Below are 16,613 nucleotides of genomic sequence, written 5' to 3' on the forward strand. Positions count from 1 at the left end.
CCGGAGATGATCCCGGCGCCGCCGTTCCGCCCGCACGAGGGGCCGGCCCGCCGTTCGCTCCGGGAGGAGAGGGCCGGTGCCGCACCGCCGGCCCTCTCCCTCGACTCCTCCGCCCCGCTCCGCCGCCTCAGGGAGTGCCCATGGCCGCAAGCTCCGTGCCGTCCCCTCCCCCGGGGTCCGACAACGCCGACGGGCTCGCGGCCACACGGATCCGGCACGTCCTCGGTCCGGCGGCGGTCGTCCGCGGTACCGCCCTCAGCGGCGGTCTCCACAACTCCGCCCGGCTGCTGGAACTCTCCGACGGCCGGCACCTGGTGCTCAAGACCGCCCCTCCGGCCGGCACCCCCGCCCTCACCCACGAGCGGGGTCTCCTCGGCACCGAGGCGCTCTTCCACCGTCTCGCCGCCAGGGCGGGCGCCCGGGTGCCCGCGGTCCTGCACCATGAGCCCGCCGGCCCCCGCACCCCCGCCGAGTGGCTGCTCCTCTCCTACGTCGACGGCACCACCTGGGACGCGGCCCGCGACCGGCTCACCCCGGCCGACCGCGCGGCGCTGCGCCGCCGGCTGGGCGAGAACCTGGCCCGGATCGCCGGCGTCACGGGGCAGGCGTACGGATACCCGCAGCCCGGCGCGGGGCTCTCGGCCCCCGACTGGCCGACCGCCTTCGCCGCCATGCTGCACGCCGTCCTCGCCGACGCGGACCGGTTCGACGTCGCCCTGCCCGCCCCCGCCGGGTTCCTCGCACGGCTGCCCGCGCGGTTCGGCCACCGGCTCGCCGAGGTGCGCCGTCCCGCCCTCGTCCACTTCGACGCCTGGGAGGGCAACGTCGTCCTCGCCCGCACAGAGACCGGCCCGTGGCGTCTGAGCGGGCTCATCGACGGCGAACGCGCCTTCTTCGGCGATCCGCTGGCCGAGCTCGTCGGACTCGACCCGCTCGGCGCGGCCGAGGACGACGCCGACCTCATGGCCGGCTACGGCTCCGTCGTCCCCGCCCCGGCCCTCGGCACCGGCGCCCGCGTCCGCCTCGCCCTCTACCGGGTCTATCTGGCCCTCGTGATGCGCGTGGAGTCCGTCCCCCGGGCCTACGGCGGAGACTTCGCCGCCTGGCTCGACGCCTGGTCCGCCGACCGGGTCATGGAGCAGCTCGCCGTGCTCGACTCCCTGGAGGCGTGAGGCCCCGGGGCCGGCCGGCGGGGACCGTCCCTGTGCCCACCGGGACCTCGTCACCGTGCCCCTCGCCGTCACCGCGGCCGTCACCGGGAGGGTCAGGTGGACTCGCGTACGACCAGGACCGGTTCGAAGACCTTCGCGACGGTCTCGGACCGGCCGCCGTCGAGCTGCTCGACCAGCAGCGTGGCCATCGCGGCCGCCATGCGCTCCACCGGCTGACGCACGGTGGTCAGCTGCGGCTGTGCCTTCCGCGCCACCACCGAGTCGTCGAAGCCCACCACGGCCACCGTGCCGGGGACCGCGATCCCCTGCTCGCGCAGGTACTCGCAGGCGCCCCGGGCCATCAGGTCGTTGGCGGCGAACACGGCGTCGATCTCCGGGTGGTCCTTGAGGAGTCTGGCCATGGCGCGCCTACCGCTGTCCACCGTGAAGCGCCCCCGTGCGACGGGAACCGACGTCACCCCGTGCGCCGCGAGCGCCTCCCGGAAGCCGTCGAGACGTTCGTCCGCGGTGGGGGCGGTGACCGGCGCGGCGATGGTGGCCGGGCGTCGCCGACCGGTGGCCCACAGGTGCTCCGCCGCCAGCCGCGCCCCGGCCGGGTTGTCGAGGTCGACATAGCCGCACCGCTCGCCGTCGCGAGGGCGGCCGAACAGCACCGTGGGAAGGCCCGCGGCCACCAGCATCGACGGCAGTGGGTCGTTCTCGTCCAGCGGCACGACCAGGGCCCCGTCCGCGCCGCCCTGACGCAGGTACTCGACGAGCTGGGCCCTGGCCTGCTCGGACTCGGCGACGAGCAGCACGGGCTGGATGGCGCGGCGGCGCAGGACAGGCAGGACACCGTCCACCACGCGGCCGAAGAACGGGTCGGAGAACACCCGGGCGGTGAAGGACCGGCCCGTGGCGGAGAGCACCAGGGCGACGGTCCCGGTGCGCCGGGTGACCAGGGAACGGGCGGCCTGGTTGGGCGTGTAGCCGATGCGGGCGATGGCTTCGCGCACGCTCTCCTGGATGTCGGGAGCCACGTTGCGCACGCCGTTGACGACGCGGGACACCGTCGCGCGCGATACCCCCGCCTCGCGTGCGACGTCTTCCAGAGTCGGTCCTCGATTCCCCACCTGCGCACCTTAACGGTGTCGTGTGTCCGGTGGGAGGACGGTCCACGGACGGCCGGAACCAGTTGGCGTCGACACTTAATGAAAGCCAAAAGAAAAGTCGTGTCATACGCCTTGACCGTCAACTCGCCCTGCAGGCAAGGTTTCGGGAGAGCGCTCTCCCACGTTTCCCCCATGTATCCAGAGGAGACCCCATGTCTTCCGTCGGGTCCCCGCCGGTCTTCCGGCGACCCGCCTCACGCGTCCGCCGGGCCACCGTCGGCGCACTTGTCACGTCGTTGGCCGGCGGCCTGCTCGCCCTCGGTCCCGCCACGACGGCACAAGCGGCCCCCACCCTGCTCTCCCAGGGGAAGACCGCGACCGCCTCCTCCACCGAGGGCGGCGCCTTCTCCGCCTCCGCCGCCGTCGACGGCGACCTCACCGGCACCCGCTGGGCCAGCGCCTGGCAGGACGCCCAGTGGATCCAGGTCGACCTCGGCAGCAGCGCCACGCTCAGCCACGCCGTCCTCAACTGGGAGGCGGCGTACGGCAAGAGCTACTCCATCCAGGCCTCCGAGAACGGCACCGACTGGCGGACCGTCACCTCCGTCACCGCGGGCGACGGCGGCACCGACAACGTCACGCTCTCCGGCACCGGCCGCTACATCCGGATGAACGGCCTCACCCGGGCCACCGGTTACGGCTTCTCCCTCTGGGAGTTCCAGGTGTACGGCACCACCGGCGGGACCGGCCCGACGCTCCCCGGCGGCGGCGACCTCGGCCCCAACGTGCATGTCTTCGACCCGTCCACGCCCGGCATCCAGGCCAAGCTGGACCAGGTCTTCCAGGAGCAGGAGTCGGCCCAGTTCGGCAGCGGCCGGCACGCCTTCCTCCTCAAGCCCGGCACGTACAACGGTCTCAACGCCCAGATCGGCTTCTACACCCAGATCGCCGGCCTCGGTCTGCGCCCCGGCGACACCACCATCAACGGTGACGTGACCGTCGACGCCGGCTGGTTCAACGGCAACGCCACCCAGAACTTCTGGCGCGGCGCGGAGGGCCTGACCCTCAACCCGGTGAACGGCACCGACCGCTGGGCCGTCTCCCAGGCCTCCTCCTTCCGCCGCATGCACGTCAAGGGCGGCCTCAACCTCGCGCCCAACGGCTACGGCTGGGCCAGCGGCGGCTACATCGCCGACTCCAAGGTCGACGGCCAGATCGGCAACTACTCCCAGCAGCAGTGGTACACCCGGGAGAGCTCCATCGGGGGCTGGTCCAACAGCGTCTGGAACCAGACGTTCTCGGGCGTCGAGGGCGCTCCGGCCACCTCCTTCCCCGAGCCCCGCTACACCACGCTCGACACCACGCCGGTCTCCCGCGAGAAGCCGTACCTCTACCTCGACGGCAACGAGTACAAGGTCTTCGCCCCCGCCAAGCGCGTCAACGCCCGCGGCACCAGCTGGGCCAACGGCGCCCCGCAGGGCGAGTCGATCCCGCTGAACCAGTTCTACGTGGTCAAGCCGGGCGCGACCGCCGCCACGATCAACCAGGCGCTGGCCCAGGGCCTGCACCTGCTGTTCACGCCGGGCGTCTACCACGTCGACCAGACCATCAACGTGAACCGCGCCAACACCATCGTGCTCGGCCTCGGCCTCGCCACGATCATCCCGGACAACGGCGTCACCGCGATGAAGGTCGCCGACGTCGACGGCGTCCGCCTCGCCGGCTTCCTCATCGACGCCGGCCCGGTCAACTCGCCGACCCTGCTGGAGCTCGGACCGCAGAACTCCGCCGCCGACCACGCCGCCAACCCCACCACCGTGCAGGACGTGTACATCCGCGTCGGTGGCGCCGGTGCGGGCAAGGCCACGACCAGCGTGGTCGTGAACAGCGACGACGCCATCATCGACCACACCTGGGTGTGGCGCGCCGACCACGGCGAGGGCGTCGGCTGGGAGACCAACCGGGCCGACTACGGCGTCCGCGTGAACGGTGACGACGTGCTCGCCACCGGCCTCTTCGTCGAGCACTTCAACAAGTACGACGTCGAGTGGTACGGCGAGCGCGGCCGCACGATCTTCTACCAGAACGAGAAGGCGTACGACGCCCCCAACCAGGCCGCCATCCAGAACGGCTCGACGAAGGGGTACGCCGCCTACCGGGTCGACGACTCCGTGAACACCCACGAGGCCTGGGGCCTGGGCAGCTACTGCAACTACAACGTGGATCCGACGATCGTCCAGGACCACGGCTTCAAGGCACCGGTGAAGCCGGGGGTGAAGTTCCACAGCCTCCTGGTGGTGTCCCTCGGCGGAATGGGCCACTACAACCACGTCATCAACGACACCGGGGCGTCCACCATCCCCGCGGGCACCTCCACCGTGCCGTCCACCGTCGTCTCCTTCCCCTGACGGTCCCGCCGGGACGCCCCACCCGTCCGGGGCGTCCCGGCCCCTCACCCCTTCCGGGCGGCGCCCAGTCCCCGCTGCGCCGCCCGGAAGGCGATCCCCCTCCTCCCCTCCGTCCAGGAGCCTCAATGACCTCCACCCATGCCCCCACGACACGAAGGCGCGCCCGCGAACGCGCCCGCAGGACAGGCTCGCTCATCTCCCTGGGTGCCCTGCTCGCCACCTCGGCCACGGCGCTGAACGTCGCCCCGGCCACCGCCGCCGAGACCCTGCTCTCCCAGGGCAAGACCGCCACCGCCTCGTCGAACGAGGGCGCCGCCTGGGCCGCCTCCGCCGCGGTCGACGGCGACCTCACCGGAACCCGCTGGGCGAGCCAGTGGACCGACTCCCAGTGGATCCAGGTCGACCTGGGCAGCAGCGCCGACATCAGCCGTGTCGTCCTCAACTGGGAGGGCGCCTACGGCAAGGCGTACGACATCCAGCTCTCCGACAACGGGTCGGACTGGCGCACCGTCAAGTCCGTGACCGCCGGCGACGGGGGCACCGACGACCTCGCGGTGACCGGCAAGGGCCGCTACGTACGCCTCCAGGGGATCACCCGGGGCACCGGCTACGGCTACTCCCTGTGGGAGTTCCAGGTGTACGGCGGCGGATCCGCGCAGCCCGAGCCCGGCGGCGCCGTCCGGGTGAGCGGCACGCAGGGCAACTGGCGGCTGACGGTCGGCGGGCAGCCGTACACCGTCAAGGGCGTCACCTGGGGCCCCGCGATGGCCGACGCCCCCCGCTACATGCCGGACGTGAAGTCCATGGGCGTCAACACCGTCCGCACCTGGGGAACGGACGCCGGCAGCAAGCCGCTGCTCGACGCGGCCGCCGCCAACGGCGTCAAGGTGATCAACGGCTTCTGGCTCCAGCCGGGCGGCGGACCGGGCTCCGGCGGCTGCGTCAACTACGTGACGGACGCCGCGTACAAGAGCAACTCGCTGACCGAGTTCGCGAAGTGGGTCGACACCTACAAGTCCCACCCCGCCACCCTCATGTGGAACGTCGGCAACGAGTCGGTCCTCGGTCTGCAGAACTGCTACAGCGGCGCCGAGCTCGAGGCCCAGCGCAACGCGTACACGACCTTCGTCAACGACGTCGCGAAGAAGATCCACTCCATCGACCCCGACCACCCCGTGACCTCCACGGACGCGTGGACCGGCGCCTGGCCGTACTACAAGCGCAACGCGCCCGACCTGGACCTCTACTCGATGAACGCCTACGGCGACATCTGCGGGGTCCGCGAGGACTGGGTGGAGGGCGGCTACACCAAGCCGTACATCATCACCGAGACCGGTCCGGCCGGCGAGTGGGAGACCCCCAAGGACGCCAACGGCGTTCCCGACGAGCCCACCGACGTCCAGAAGGCCGACGGCTACACCAAGGCCTGGAACTGCGTCACCGGCCACCAGGGCGTCGCCCTCGGCGCGACCGTCTTCCACTACGGCATCGAGCACGACTTCGGCGGCGTCTGGTTCAACCTGCTCCCCGACGGCCTCAAGCGCCTCTCGTACTACTCCCTCAAGAAGGCGTACACCGGGTCCGTCGCCGGCGACAACACCCCTCCGGTCATCAGCAACATGACGGTCACCCCCGCCGGATCCGCCCCCGCCGGCGGTGAGTTCACCGTCCGCGCCGACGTCCGTGACCCCGACGGCGACCCCGTCACCACCAAGATCCTCCTGAGCGGCAACTACGCCAACGGCGACAAGCGCCTCATCGACGTCCCGTACCGCTCCCTCGGCAACGGCGCCTTCGCGGTCACCGCGCCCGAGAAGCTCGGCGTGTGGAAGGTGTACGTCCAGGCCGAGGACGGCCGCGGCAACGCCGGCATCGAGACGAAGTCCGTCAAGGTCGTCGCCCCGCCGGTCGCCGGCACCAACATCGCCCTGAACCGGCCCGCCACCGCCTCCTCCGCGCAGGCCTCGTACGGCGACTGCCCCTGCCCGGCGAGCAACGCGACCGACGGCAACACCACCACCCGCTGGGCCAGCGACTGGAGCGACCCGCAGTGGATCCAGGTCGACCTCGGCTCGGTCAAGCCCATCCGCACCCTGCAGCTCGTCTGGGACCCCGCCTACGCCAGGTCCTACGAGGTGCAGGTGTCGGACGACGGGAACGCCTGGCGGACCGTCCACACCACCACCACGGGTAACGGGGACATCGACACCGTCGCGCTCTCGACCACGGCCCGCCACGTCCGCCTCCAGCTGACGGCCCGGGGCACCGGCTGGGGCTACTCCCTCCACGAGTTCGGCGTCTACAGCTGACCACGCCGAACCCCACGAACGGGTGGCGGAGCCCGCCCCAACGGCTCCGCCACCCCGGCAGCACCGCACAGGACCAACCCGCCAGTCACGTGGCCTCCACGGTCACGCGAAACCACCCCCATGGGCAGGAGATCCCCATGAGAGCGAGTCCCAAGCGGCTCCCCGCACTCCTCCTCGGCACGGCCCTCGTCGCCGGCGTCCTCGGCATCGGCACCATGGCCTCCGCCGCGGGCACGGACAGCGGCACACCGCCCACCGTCGTCACGGCCGGCGCCCACAGCGGGCACACCATGGCCGTGTCCACCCAGGCCTCGGGCGACGACGCCGACGGAGACGGCTACATCCCGGCCGTCCCGCAGGTCACCGGCGTCACCCCGTCCACGGCCACCCCGCCCCCGGCCTACCATCACGAGTTCCAGGCAGGCTGCTCGGTCACCCACACCGCGCCGGACGACCCGATCGTCTACCCGGGCCAGTTCGGCAAGTCCCACGACCACACGTTCATGGGCAACACCTCCACGAACGCCGCCAGCACCACCGGCTCGCTCTACGGGGGCAGCACCACCTGCAAGGCGCCCGCGGACGCCTCCGCGTACTGGATGCCCTCGCTGTTCAAGGGCGACCAGAAGATCCTGCCCGTCGGCCCGCAGGTCATCTACTACAAGGCGGGCGTCACCGACTACCGCAGCGTGCGGCCCTTCCCCAAGGGTCTGCGGTTCGTCGTCGGCAACCCGATGCAGACCGCCGAGGAGTTCCGCGCCCACAAGGGGTTCGTCGAGGGCTGGGAATGCGGTGACAGCTTCTTCAACACCGACATCCCGGCGAACTGTCCGAGCCGGCCCGACGTCCAGCTCAACCTGCGCATGCAGGCCCCCAGCTGCTGGAACGGCCTGTACCTCGACACCCCCGACCACAAGAGCCACATGGCCTACCCGGTGGTCAAGCCCGGCACCAACGACAACATGTGCCCGGCCTCCCACCCGGTCGCCCTGCCGATGATCGAGTTCAAGATGGCGTGGCCGGTGAACGGCGACATGAGCCAGGTCCGCCTGGCCAGTGGCCGCGGCTACTCCTTCCACTACGACTTCTTCAACGCGTGGGAGGAGCGCACCCTCAAGGCCCTCGTCGACCACTGCATCGTCGGCGGCCTGCAGTGCGACACACGGGGCTTCGACCTGTACCGCCCCGAACGCGGCGTCGTGCTCGACGAGAACCACCGTCTGCCCTGATCCCACTCCCGCATCCGGCCCGGACGCCCCCGAGGGCGCCCGGGCCGCTTTCCCGTCCGCCCCTCGGCACCAGGAGGATCCCGTGACCGCCCCCGCCCCGTCCGCCACTGCCCACCACGACGCGCTCATCGACCTCCTCCCCCCGCACTTCCGCTTCGGCGCCGCCACCTCCGCCTTCCAGATCGAGGGGGCCGCCGCCGAGGACGGCCGCACGCCGTCCATCTGGGACACCTTCTGCAGTGTCCCCGGGGCCGTCGACAACGGCGACACCGGAGACGTGGCCTGCGACCACTACCACCGGATGCCGGAGGACGTGGCCCTGCTCGCCGCCCTCGGACTCGACACGTACCGCTTCTCCGTCTCCTGGTCCCGCGTCCAGCCGCACGGCCGGGGGCCGGCCAACCCGGCGGGGATCGGTTTCTACGACCGCCTCGTCGACGAGCTCCTCGCGCACGGCATCACCCCCTGGCTCACCCTGTACCACTGGGACCTGCCCCAGGAGCTCCAGGACGCCGGCGGCTGGCCCGCCCGCGACACCGCACACCGGTTCGCCGACTACGCGGAACTCGTCCACGAGCGCCTCGGCGACCGCGTCACCCACTGGACCACCCTCAACGAACCGTTCTGCTCGGCCGTCCTCGGCCATGTCGAAGGCATCCACGCGCCCGGAGGCCGCTCCTTCGCCGACGGGGTACGGGCCGTGCACCATCTGCACCTCGCGCACGGCCTCGCGGTCCAGCGGCTGCGCTCCGCCGCCCGCCGCCCGCTCGACCTGGCCGTCACCCACCTCCTCGGCACCAGCCGGCCCGCCACCGACTCCGCGGCCGACCGCGAGGCCGCGCGCCGGGCCGACGCCCTCGGCTTCCGCTTCTACCTCGACCCGATCCTGCGCGGCCGGTACCCGCGGGACCTCGTCGACGACCTGGCCGTGCGGGGCGTCGAGATCCCGGTCAGGGACGGCGACCTGGAGATCATCTCCAGCCCCGTCGACACCCTGGGCGTCAACTACTACCGCTCGATGCGCACCTCGGGAGTCGACGAGCACGGCGCCACCACCGACGCCCACGGCATCCCCGTCACCCGGAACCTGCCGCACGGCGGGCTGCCGGTCACCGGCCTCGGCTGGGAGGTGATGCCGCACGACCTCACCGAACTCCTGCTGCGCATCTCCCGTGACTACCCCGGGACGCCGATGGTGGTCACCGAGAACGGGGCCGCGTACGAGGACGTCCCCGACGCCCACGGCTTCGTCGAGGACTCCGACCGCACCGCCTACCTCGCGTCCCACCTCGCGGCCGTGGCGGAGGCCGGCACCCGGGGGGCCGACGTCCGCGGCTACTTCGCCTGGTCGTTCCTGGACAACTTCGAGTGGGCGTACGGCTACGACAAGCGCTTCGGGCTCGTCCGGGTCGACTACGCCACCCAGGCCCGTACGCCCAAGCGCAGCGCCCTGTGGCTCCGCGACACGGCCCACCGCGTCCGGGCCGGCGCGCACGAGTGACCCGCCCGGGGTGACGCGAGGAGGCCGGGCGTCACGGCTCCCGGTCCTGGGTCTGCTCCTCGCGGCCGATGCCCGGACGCTGACGCTTGGCCCGGTGGCCTCCGGCGCCCGCCCGGTCGGTGTCACCGGCCCGGTCGGTGTCACCGGCCCGCTCGATGTCCCTGCCGGCACGGCGCGTCACGGCCTCCTCGGCCTCCTCGCGCGCCTCCCTGTCACCGCTTTCACCCTCGGCGCCCGCCGGAGTGGTGGGGGCGGTGCGGCGGTGCCGCCGCTCGTCCTCGTTCCCTCGTCCCTTCACGGGGTCCTCCTTCCACCGCGCCCCGTGGGCGTCCTCATCGGTCCGGCCTCTCGTCCGGCGCGGTCCAGGAGTCCCGCCGCGCCTCGGCCGCCGGCGGCTGAGCGACACCGGCGGAGACCTTTCTGCGGGCCACCCGCCGGGTACCCCACCAGAAGGCGGCGATCAGCAGGACGGCGATACCCACCCCGATCAGGATCAGGAGCAGGGCAGGGGAACCGGAGGCGGCCGTCTCGGCGGCGGTCGCAGTCGAGAAAGGCATGGGCGCCCTTTCTGTCGAGAACGGAACAAACCGTCTGGGTTCCGCTGCTACCCCCCGGCTCCGCAATCATTCACACGGCTTCCCGAGGCGGCCCGGGCGGGAGCTCCGCCCCGCCGTCGAGGTGCGGGAAGCGGAACTCCGTGCGCCGGTGGGCGGTCGTGCCGGGGCGCAGTACCGGGCTGGGGTACTCCGGCCGGTTGGGTGCGTCCGGGTAGTGCTGGGTCTCCAGGCAGACCGCGCCGTGGCGTTCGTGGGCGCGTCCCGTCCCGTCGGTGAGGGATCCGTCCAGATGGTTGGCGGTGTACACCTGCACGCCCGGTGCCGTCGTCCACACCTCCATGACGCGGGTCTCCGAAGGGGCCGTCAGCCGGGCGGCGTACCGCAGCGGCCCCGGCTCCCGCCCCGGCAGCACCCAGCAGTGGTCGTACCCGCCGGCCCCGCGCACCTGTTCGTCGGCCGACCGGACGCACTCCCCGAGCAGCCGGGGGGTCCTCAGATCGAAGGGGGTGCCCGTCACGTCACGGAGGGGGCCGAGCGGAATGCCGTCGTCGTCGACCGGCAGATAGGCGGCGGAGTCGACCTCCAGCGTGTGGCCCAGGACGTCCCCCGCGCCCGCCAGATTGAAGTAGGCGTGGTTGGTGAGGCTGACCACGGTCGGGCGGTCGGTGGCCGCCCGGCAGTCGACGGACAGCGTGCCGGCCGCGTCGAGGGAGTACGTGACGGTGACGTCGAGAGCGCCGGGGAACCCCATCTCCCCGTCGGGACTGCGCAGCGACAGACGGAGCGCGGCCGTGTCGCCGTCCGTGAGGGGGTGGGCGTCCCACACCCGGGAGTCGAACCCCGCGGGCCCACCGTGCAGGGCGTGGCCGCGGTCGTTGCGTGGAACGTGGTGCGTGGTGCCGTCGAGTGTGAAGCGGCCGTGGGCGATGCGGTTGGCGTACCGGCCGATCAGCGCACCGAGGTACGGGCCCTTCTCGGCGTACTGGTCCACCGAGGTCAGCGAGAGGACCACGTTGTCCGTCCCGCCTTCGGTGTCGGGCACGCCGAGGGAGTGCAGGACACCCCCGTACGTGAGGATCTCGGCGTACACGCCGGAAGGGGATTCCAGCCGCCAGAGGCCGACCTCCTCTCCGCTCGGGGCGGTGCCGAACGGCCGGTGGCGGACGGTGGGTCGGAGCATGGCGAGTCCTCAGGGCGAGCGGATGGCCGGACGTGACGGGTGGGACCGTGCGTCACGAACGTGATGAGCGAACGGTGATCGACGAACGGTGACGAGCGCGCGGTGGCGCGTGCGTGAAGACATGTGCGGAAGACACGTGCGCACCGTGGCGGGCCGTGCGGGGCGGACGGTCAGCGGGCGGGTGCGGGCGGGGTGTCGCCGCCGGGGAGCGCGCCGGTGCGGCCGCCCCCGGTGGACTCCCGCACGACCAGCTCGTGGCCGGGGCTGATCCTGCGCGGTTCGGAGTCCGGCCCGCCGCTGAGCCGCTCGACGAGCCGGTCGACGGCGAGGCGGGCGATGGCGTGCTTGTCGGGGGCGACGGTGGTGAGGCTGATCGCACCGAAGCGACCCTCCTCGATGTCGTCGAAGCCGACCACGGCGATGTCGTCGGGGACCCGGAGGCCGCGCTCGGTCAGCGTCCGCATCGCACCGAGGGCGATGAGGTCGTTGTACGCGAAGACCGCGTCGGGCCGTTCCCCTCGGTCCAGGAGCGCCGACATGGCCGCCGCCCCGTCGGAGCGGCCGTAGCCGTCCGTGGCGACGACCAGCGACTCGGCCGGCTCCAGTCCCGAGGCGACGAGCTCCTCCCGCCAGCCGCGGAGCCGCAGGTGCGCGGGCTGCCGCTCACGGTCGGTACGGGAGCCGAGGAACGCGATGCGGCGGCGGCCCAGTCCCACGAGGTGACGCACCGCCTCGCGCGCCGCCGCCACGTTGTCGATGGCGATCTGGTCGTACGGCGCCTCGTACTCGCGCTCGCCGAGCAGCACCAGCGGCGAGGTCTCCTGCCGGGCGACCAGATCGGCCGTCTCCAGATGGATCGGGCTCAGGATCAGCCCGTCGATGACATGGGAGCGGAACTCCTGGCAGACCAGCAGCTCCCGCTCGCGCAGTCCCGCGGTGTGGTCGACGAGGACGGTGTAGTCGTGCTGGGCGGCGGCGTCGATGATGGCACCGGCCAGCTCCGCGAAGTACGGGTTGCCCAGCTCGGGTACGGCGAAGGCGATGATGCCGGTGCGTCCCTTGCGCAGATGCCGTGCGGTGAGGTTCGGCCGGTACCCGAGCTCGTCGATGGCCCGCTGCACCTTGGCGCGCATCTGCGGTGTGACGTGGGGGTAGTTGTTCACGACGTTGGACACGGTCTTGATCGACACGCCTGCCCGCTGCGCGACGTCCTTGAGGCTGACGCCCACGGCACTCCTCTGATTCGGCTCTGGGTCGGTTCTGGACCGGCTCTGGATGGACTCTGCTCGGACGGGCCGGGCATGATCCGTCCCTCGTCAGACGGTACTTCGGCTCCGCGACAGGTAGCGCTGCGCGACCACGACGAGGATGAGGAATCCGCCGCTGACCACCGACTGGTACGAGGAGTTCAGCGTGCCGATCTGGTTGATGAGGTTCTGGATGACGGCGAGCAGCAGGACCCCCCAGAGGGTGCCGCTCACCGAACCCGCGCCGCCGACCAGCAGGGTTCCGCCGATGACGACGGCGGCGATCGCGTCGAGCTCCATGCCGGCGCCGATGATCGTGACACCGGAGGAGAGACGGGCCGCATTGACGGCTCCCGCGAGTCCCGCGAGGACTCCGCTCAGCAGGTACACCGTCACCTTGGCGCGGGCCACGGGCAGGCCCATCAGCGTGGCGGCGTCGCCGCTGCCGCCGACGGCGAACAGCGTCTGGCCGAACGACGTGCGCTGCAGGACCAGCCCGCCGATGCCGAAGAGCGCGAGCGCGAGGAGGATCGGGTAGCCGAAGCCCCCGATGCTGCCCTGGCCGAGCTCCGCGAACGCCGAGCCCTTGGGGACGAGATACGTGGTGGCGCCCTCGTCGGTGAGGGCGAGCAGCAGTCCGCGCGCGCCGAGGAGGGAGGCGAGCGTGACGATGAAGGGTGCCATGCCGGCCCGGGCGATCAGGAGACCGTTGATCAGGCCGATCGCCCCGCACGCCAGGAGCGGTACGAGCAGCGCGGGCAGGATGCCCCACTGCGAGGCCCAGGCGGCGAGCACCCCGCCCAGCGCGAAGACCGAGCCGACGGACAGGTCGATGCCTCCGGTGATGATCACCAGGGTCATGCCGAGCGCGACGACGGCGAGGAACGACGCCTGTACCGTCACCCCCCGCGCGTTGTCCAGCGTGGCGAACGTGGGATAGACGAAGGAGGCGATCACGACGACGAGGAGCAGCACGGCGAGGACGCCCTGGCGCTGTACGAGCGCGGCGAGCCGTTCCCGGCCGGAGACGTCGGCCCGCCCGCGGTCTGCGGCGGCGCCGCTGCCGGTGGGCGCGGGGGGCGTGGTGCCTGTCCCCGGTGCGGCGAGCGAGGAGGTGGGGTTCATCGGGATCGGCGCTCCCGTGCGACGTAGACGGCGGCGATGATGATGGCCGCCTGGGCTATCTGGGCGGTGGAGTCGGGCAGGTCGTGCTTGACGAGCGTGGCGCGCAGCAGCTGCATCAGCAGCGCGCCCGCGACGGTGCCCAGCACCCGGATGGAGCCGCCGCTGAGCGGAGTTCCGCCGACGACCACCGCGGTGATCGCGGACAGCTCCATGAGGGTGCCCAGGGATGACGGGTCGCTCGCGGTGAGCCGAGCGGTGGCCAGGATTCCCGCGAGGGCGGCGAGCACCCCGCACAGGATGTAGACCCCGGTCAGCACCCGCTTGACGGGCAGTCCGGAGAGGGCGGCCGCGGACCGGTTGCCGCCGATCGCGACGACCTGGCGGCCGAAGGTGGTCCGGTGCACGAGGAAGGCCACGGCGAGCGCGAGCACGGCCGCGATCAGGACGACCAGCGGGATGCCCAGGAGGCTTCCGGTGCCGAGGGACAGGAGGTCGGGGTTGACGATCTGCTTGAGCTGACCGTCCGCCATCACGAGCGCGATGCCGCGTCCGCCGACGAACAGGGCGAGGGTGGCGACGATGGGCTGCAGTCCGACGACGGACACGAGGGCGCCGTTCACCGCCCCGACGACGGCGCCGGCGAGCAGCGCGATCAGCAGGGCGGGCACGAGGCCGTAGCCCAGGTAGAGCGGCAGGAGTGCCGCCGCCAGTGCCATGGCCGACCCCACGGAGAGGTCGACCCCTTCGGTCCCGATCACCAGGGCCATGCCGAGCGCCACGATGACGATCGGGGCGACCTGGATCAACTGGGTGCGGAGGTTCTCGACGGTGAGGAAGTGCTCGGTGAAGAGGGCGTTGAACAGCAGGAGCGCGGCCACCGCCGCGTACACGCCGTACTCCTGGAACCAGGCCGGGGCACTCCGTCGTAGGGAGCCGCCGACCGGCGGCGCGGCGGTCACCTGGGTGGTCATCGGGGGTCCTCCTCGGAGGCGGTCTTGGCGAGGGCGGGCTCGTCGGCGGCCGGGGAGTGGTCCGCGAGGACGGCGAGCAGCTCGCTCTCCGACACCTGGTCCCCGGTCAGTTCACCGGACGTGGCCCCGTTCCTCAGGACCACGATCCGGTCGGAGCCCTCGACCAGCTCCTCGATGTCGGACGAGATCAGGAGGACGGCGAGGCCCTCCTGGGCGAGCTCGTCGATGAGGGCCTGCACCTCCGCCTTGGCCCCGACGTCGATCCCCCGGGTGGGCTCGTCGAGCAGCAGCACCTTCGGTTCGAGGCACAGCCACCGGGCCAGGAGCACCTTCTGCTGGTTCCCGCCGGACAGTTCGCCGACCTTCTGCTCGGGGCTGGAGGCCTTGATCCGCAGCCGCTTCACGAAGATGTCGACGACCCGGTCCTGTTGCGCGCGGGAGACGATGCCCGCGCGTGACAGGCGGGGCAGCGCGGCGAGCACGATGTTCTCGCGGACCGAGAGGCCGGGCACGATGCCCTCGGCCTTACGGTCCTCCGGGAGCAGGCTGATCCCGGCTCGGATGGCGCCGGCCGAGGACATCCGGTCGAGCGGCGTGCCGTCGACGGCGATCCGCCCGGTGTCCAGCGGCAGGGCGCCGGCGAGCGCCTTGGCGGTCTCGCTGCGGCCGGAGCCCAGCAGACCGCCGAGGCCCAGCACCTCCCCCGGGTGGAGTTCCAGCGAGATGCCGTCCAGCTGGTGCTTCCTGACCATGCCGGTGGCCGTGAGGACGGGCTTGCGCGCGATGTCGTGCCCCTCGCCCGCGAAGCTCGTCGTTCCGTGCCGACGGACCTCGGACAGTTCCCGGCCCAGCATCATGGAGACCAGCTGCATCCGGTCGAGGGCGGCCAGGTCGCCGGTGTGGATGTGCCGTCCGTCGCGGAGCACCGTGACGCGGTCGCAGATGCGGTAGAGCTCGTCCATGCGGTGGCTCACGTAGACGACGGCGATGTTCTGCCGGCGCAGATCGCCGATCACCCGGAAGAGCGTCTCGACCTCGCGAGGCTCCAGGGAGGAGGTGGGCTCGTCCATGACGACCACATGGGCCCGGACCGACACCGCGCGGGCGAGCGCCACCATCTGCTGCGCGCCTATGCCCAGGGTGTGCAGCGGGCGGCGGGGGTCGACGCGCACACCGAACCCGTCGAGGAGGGCCGCGGCCTCGGCGTGCATCCGGGAGAAGTCGATCAGCCGGAGACGGGTCCGGGGCTCCCGGCCGAGGAAGATGTTGCGCGCCACGCTCATCAGCGGGACCAGGTTCACCTCCTGATAGATCGTGGAGATGCCGGCCTGCTGTGCCTCGAACGGGCGCGAGAAGTGGACGGGCCGGTCCGAGAGCAACAGCTCGCCGCTGTCCGGACGGTGCACGCCCGTGAGCACCTTGATGAGGGTGGACTTGCCCGCGCCGTTCTCACCGACGAGCGCATGGGTCTCGCCGGCGCGGAGCGTGAACGACACGTCGTCGAGGGCCACGACGCCGGGGAATCGTTTCCCGACGCCGCGCGCCTCCAGCACCGTCGGCGCGAGCGACGGCCCGGTGCCGTCGGTCGCGGACAGGGCCGCTTCGGGGGGTGCCATGAGCGTGGCCTTCCGGAGATGGTTCGTGTGAGTGAGTGAGTGACGGGTGTGCCGGTGGTGGCTGCGTGGGTGACGGATGCGTCGGTGGCGGGTGGACGTCCCTCCGGGAGGGGGCCGGTCGCCACGGGCGGGGAGGTGCCGTGGCGACCCGCCTGGCTCCCGGTGGGCGCGCTCGGCCGCCGGTCGCCGTTCCCGCGGGCGCGGCGA

The 16,613-nt window shown here is 72.1% G+C and carries 13 protein-coding genes; 5 read left to right on the forward strand and 8 right to left on the reverse strand.

Annotated elements, in window-relative coordinates:
• The first annotated feature begins 140 nt into the window (after positions 1-140).
• Positions 141-1,172, forward strand: a complete 1,032-nt coding sequence (locus OG392_RS02280; RefSeq protein ID WP_329274953.1) for a phosphotransferase family protein — start codon at positions 141-143, stop codon at positions 1,170-1,172.
• A gap of 92 nt (positions 1,173-1,264) precedes the next feature.
• Here the strand turns inward: OG392_RS02280 and OG392_RS02285 are convergent, their stop codons facing one another.
• Positions 1,265-2,284, reverse strand: coding sequence for a LacI family DNA-binding transcriptional regulator (locus tag OG392_RS02285; RefSeq protein ID WP_329274957.1), 1,020 nt, complete (start codon positions 2,282-2,284; stop codon positions 1,265-1,267).
• Between the two features lie 191 nt (positions 2,285-2,475).
• Here OG392_RS02285 and OG392_RS02290 point away from each other — a divergent pair, with 191 nt between their 5' ends.
• The 4 genes from OG392_RS02290 to OG392_RS02305 all read left to right on the forward strand — a co-directional run bounded on the left by OG392_RS02290 (position 2,476) and on the right by OG392_RS02305 (position 9,710).
• On the forward strand, positions 2,476-4,671 hold the full coding sequence (locus OG392_RS02290; RefSeq protein ID WP_329274959.1) for a discoidin domain-containing protein: 2,196 nt from the start codon (positions 2,476-2,478) through the stop codon (positions 4,669-4,671).
• A 125-nt stretch (positions 4,672-4,796) separates the two neighbouring features.
• Complete coding sequence (locus OG392_RS02295) at positions 4,797-6,980, forward strand: discoidin domain-containing protein (RefSeq protein ID WP_329274961.1); 2,184 nt, start codon at positions 4,797-4,799, stop codon at positions 6,978-6,980.
• Between the two features lie 137 nt (positions 6,981-7,117).
• Entirely contained in the window at positions 7,118-8,209 is a 1,092-nt protein-coding gene (locus OG392_RS02300) for a DUF1996 domain-containing protein (protein ID WP_329274963.1), read from the forward strand.
• 82 nt (positions 8,210-8,291) lie between these two features.
• Positions 8,292-9,710, forward strand: a complete 1,419-nt coding sequence (locus OG392_RS02305) for a GH1 family beta-glucosidase (RefSeq protein WP_443054652.1) — start codon at positions 8,292-8,294, stop codon at positions 9,708-9,710.
• A 31-nt stretch (positions 9,711-9,741) separates the two neighbouring features.
• Here OG392_RS02305 and OG392_RS02310 read toward each other — a convergent pair whose 3' ends face one another.
• From OG392_RS02310 to OG392_RS02340, 7 genes are all read right to left on the reverse strand, one after another.
• Positions 9,742-10,008, reverse strand: a complete 267-nt coding sequence (locus tag OG392_RS02310) for a hypothetical protein (protein WP_329274965.1) — start codon at positions 10,006-10,008, stop codon at positions 9,742-9,744.
• 34 nt (positions 10,009-10,042) lie between these two features.
• Positions 10,043-10,267, reverse strand: a complete 225-nt coding sequence (locus tag OG392_RS02315; protein ID WP_329274966.1) for a DUF6479 family protein — start codon at positions 10,265-10,267, stop codon at positions 10,043-10,045.
• A gap of 70 nt (positions 10,268-10,337) precedes the next feature.
• A complete protein-coding gene (locus tag OG392_RS02320; RefSeq protein ID WP_329274968.1) occupies positions 10,338-11,447 on the reverse strand; it encodes an aldose epimerase family protein in 1,110 nt (369 codons plus the stop codon).
• Positions 11,448-11,617: 170 nt separating this feature from the next.
• Positions 11,618-12,676, reverse strand: a complete 1,059-nt coding sequence (locus OG392_RS02325; RefSeq protein WP_329274972.1) for a LacI family DNA-binding transcriptional regulator — start codon at positions 12,674-12,676, stop codon at positions 11,618-11,620.
• Between the two features lie 87 nt (positions 12,677-12,763).
• The gene (locus OG392_RS02330; RefSeq protein WP_329274975.1) at positions 12,764-13,819 is read right to left on the reverse strand and encodes an ABC transporter permease; all 1,056 of its coding nucleotides are present in this window, start codon (positions 13,817-13,819) and stop codon (positions 12,764-12,766) included.
• A complete protein-coding gene (locus tag OG392_RS02335; RefSeq protein WP_329274978.1) occupies positions 13,816-14,790 on the reverse strand; it encodes an ABC transporter permease in 975 nt (324 codons plus the stop codon). The genes OG392_RS02330 and OG392_RS02335 overlap by 4 nt, the downstream gene beginning before the upstream one ends.
• Positions 14,787-16,406 (reverse strand): sugar ABC transporter ATP-binding protein, encoded by a 1,620-nt coding sequence (locus OG392_RS02340; protein WP_329274980.1) that lies wholly within the window; start codon positions 16,404-16,406, stop codon positions 14,787-14,789. The genes OG392_RS02335 and OG392_RS02340 overlap by 4 nt, the downstream gene beginning before the upstream one ends.
• Between the last annotated feature and the right edge of the window lie 207 nt (positions 16,407-16,613).

The sequence above is a fragment of the Streptomyces sp. NBC_00691 genome (genome assembly GCF_036226665.1).
GTDB lineage: Bacteria > Actinomycetota > Actinomycetes > Streptomycetales > Streptomycetaceae > Streptomyces.

Bases quoted from the DNA above. Each gene is read 5' to 3' on its own strand.
- OG392_RS02280 (WP_329274953.1), top strand. From the start codon at position 141: ATGGCCGCAAGCTCCGTGCCGTCCCCTCCCCCGGGGTCCGACAACGCC.
- OG392_RS02290 (WP_329274959.1), top strand. From the start codon at position 2,476: ATGTCTTCCGTCGGGTCCCCGCCGGTCTTCCGGCGACCCGCCTCACGC.
- OG392_RS02295 (WP_329274961.1), top strand. From the start codon at position 4,797: ATGACCTCCACCCATGCCCCCACGACACGAAGGCGCGCCCGCGAACGC.
- OG392_RS02300 (WP_329274963.1), top strand. From the start codon at position 7,118: ATGAGAGCGAGTCCCAAGCGGCTCCCCGCACTCCTCCTCGGCACGGCC.
- OG392_RS02315 (WP_329274966.1), bottom strand. From the start codon at position 10,267: ATGCCTTTCTCGACTGCGACCGCCGCCGAGACGGCCGCCTCCGGTTCC.
- OG392_RS02320 (WP_329274968.1), bottom strand. From the start codon at position 11,447: ATGCTCCGACCCACCGTCCGCCACCGGCCGTTCGGCACCGCCCCGAGC.
- OG392_RS02330 (WP_329274975.1), bottom strand. From the start codon at position 13,819: ATGAACCCCACCTCCTCGCTCGCCGCACCGGGGACAGGCACCACGCCC.
- OG392_RS02335 (WP_329274978.1), bottom strand. From the start codon at position 14,790: ATGACCACCCAGGTGACCGCCGCGCCGCCGGTCGGCGGCTCCCTACGA.
- OG392_RS02340 (WP_329274980.1), bottom strand. From the start codon at position 16,406: ATGGCACCCCCCGAAGCGGCCCTGTCCGCGACCGACGGCACCGGGCCG.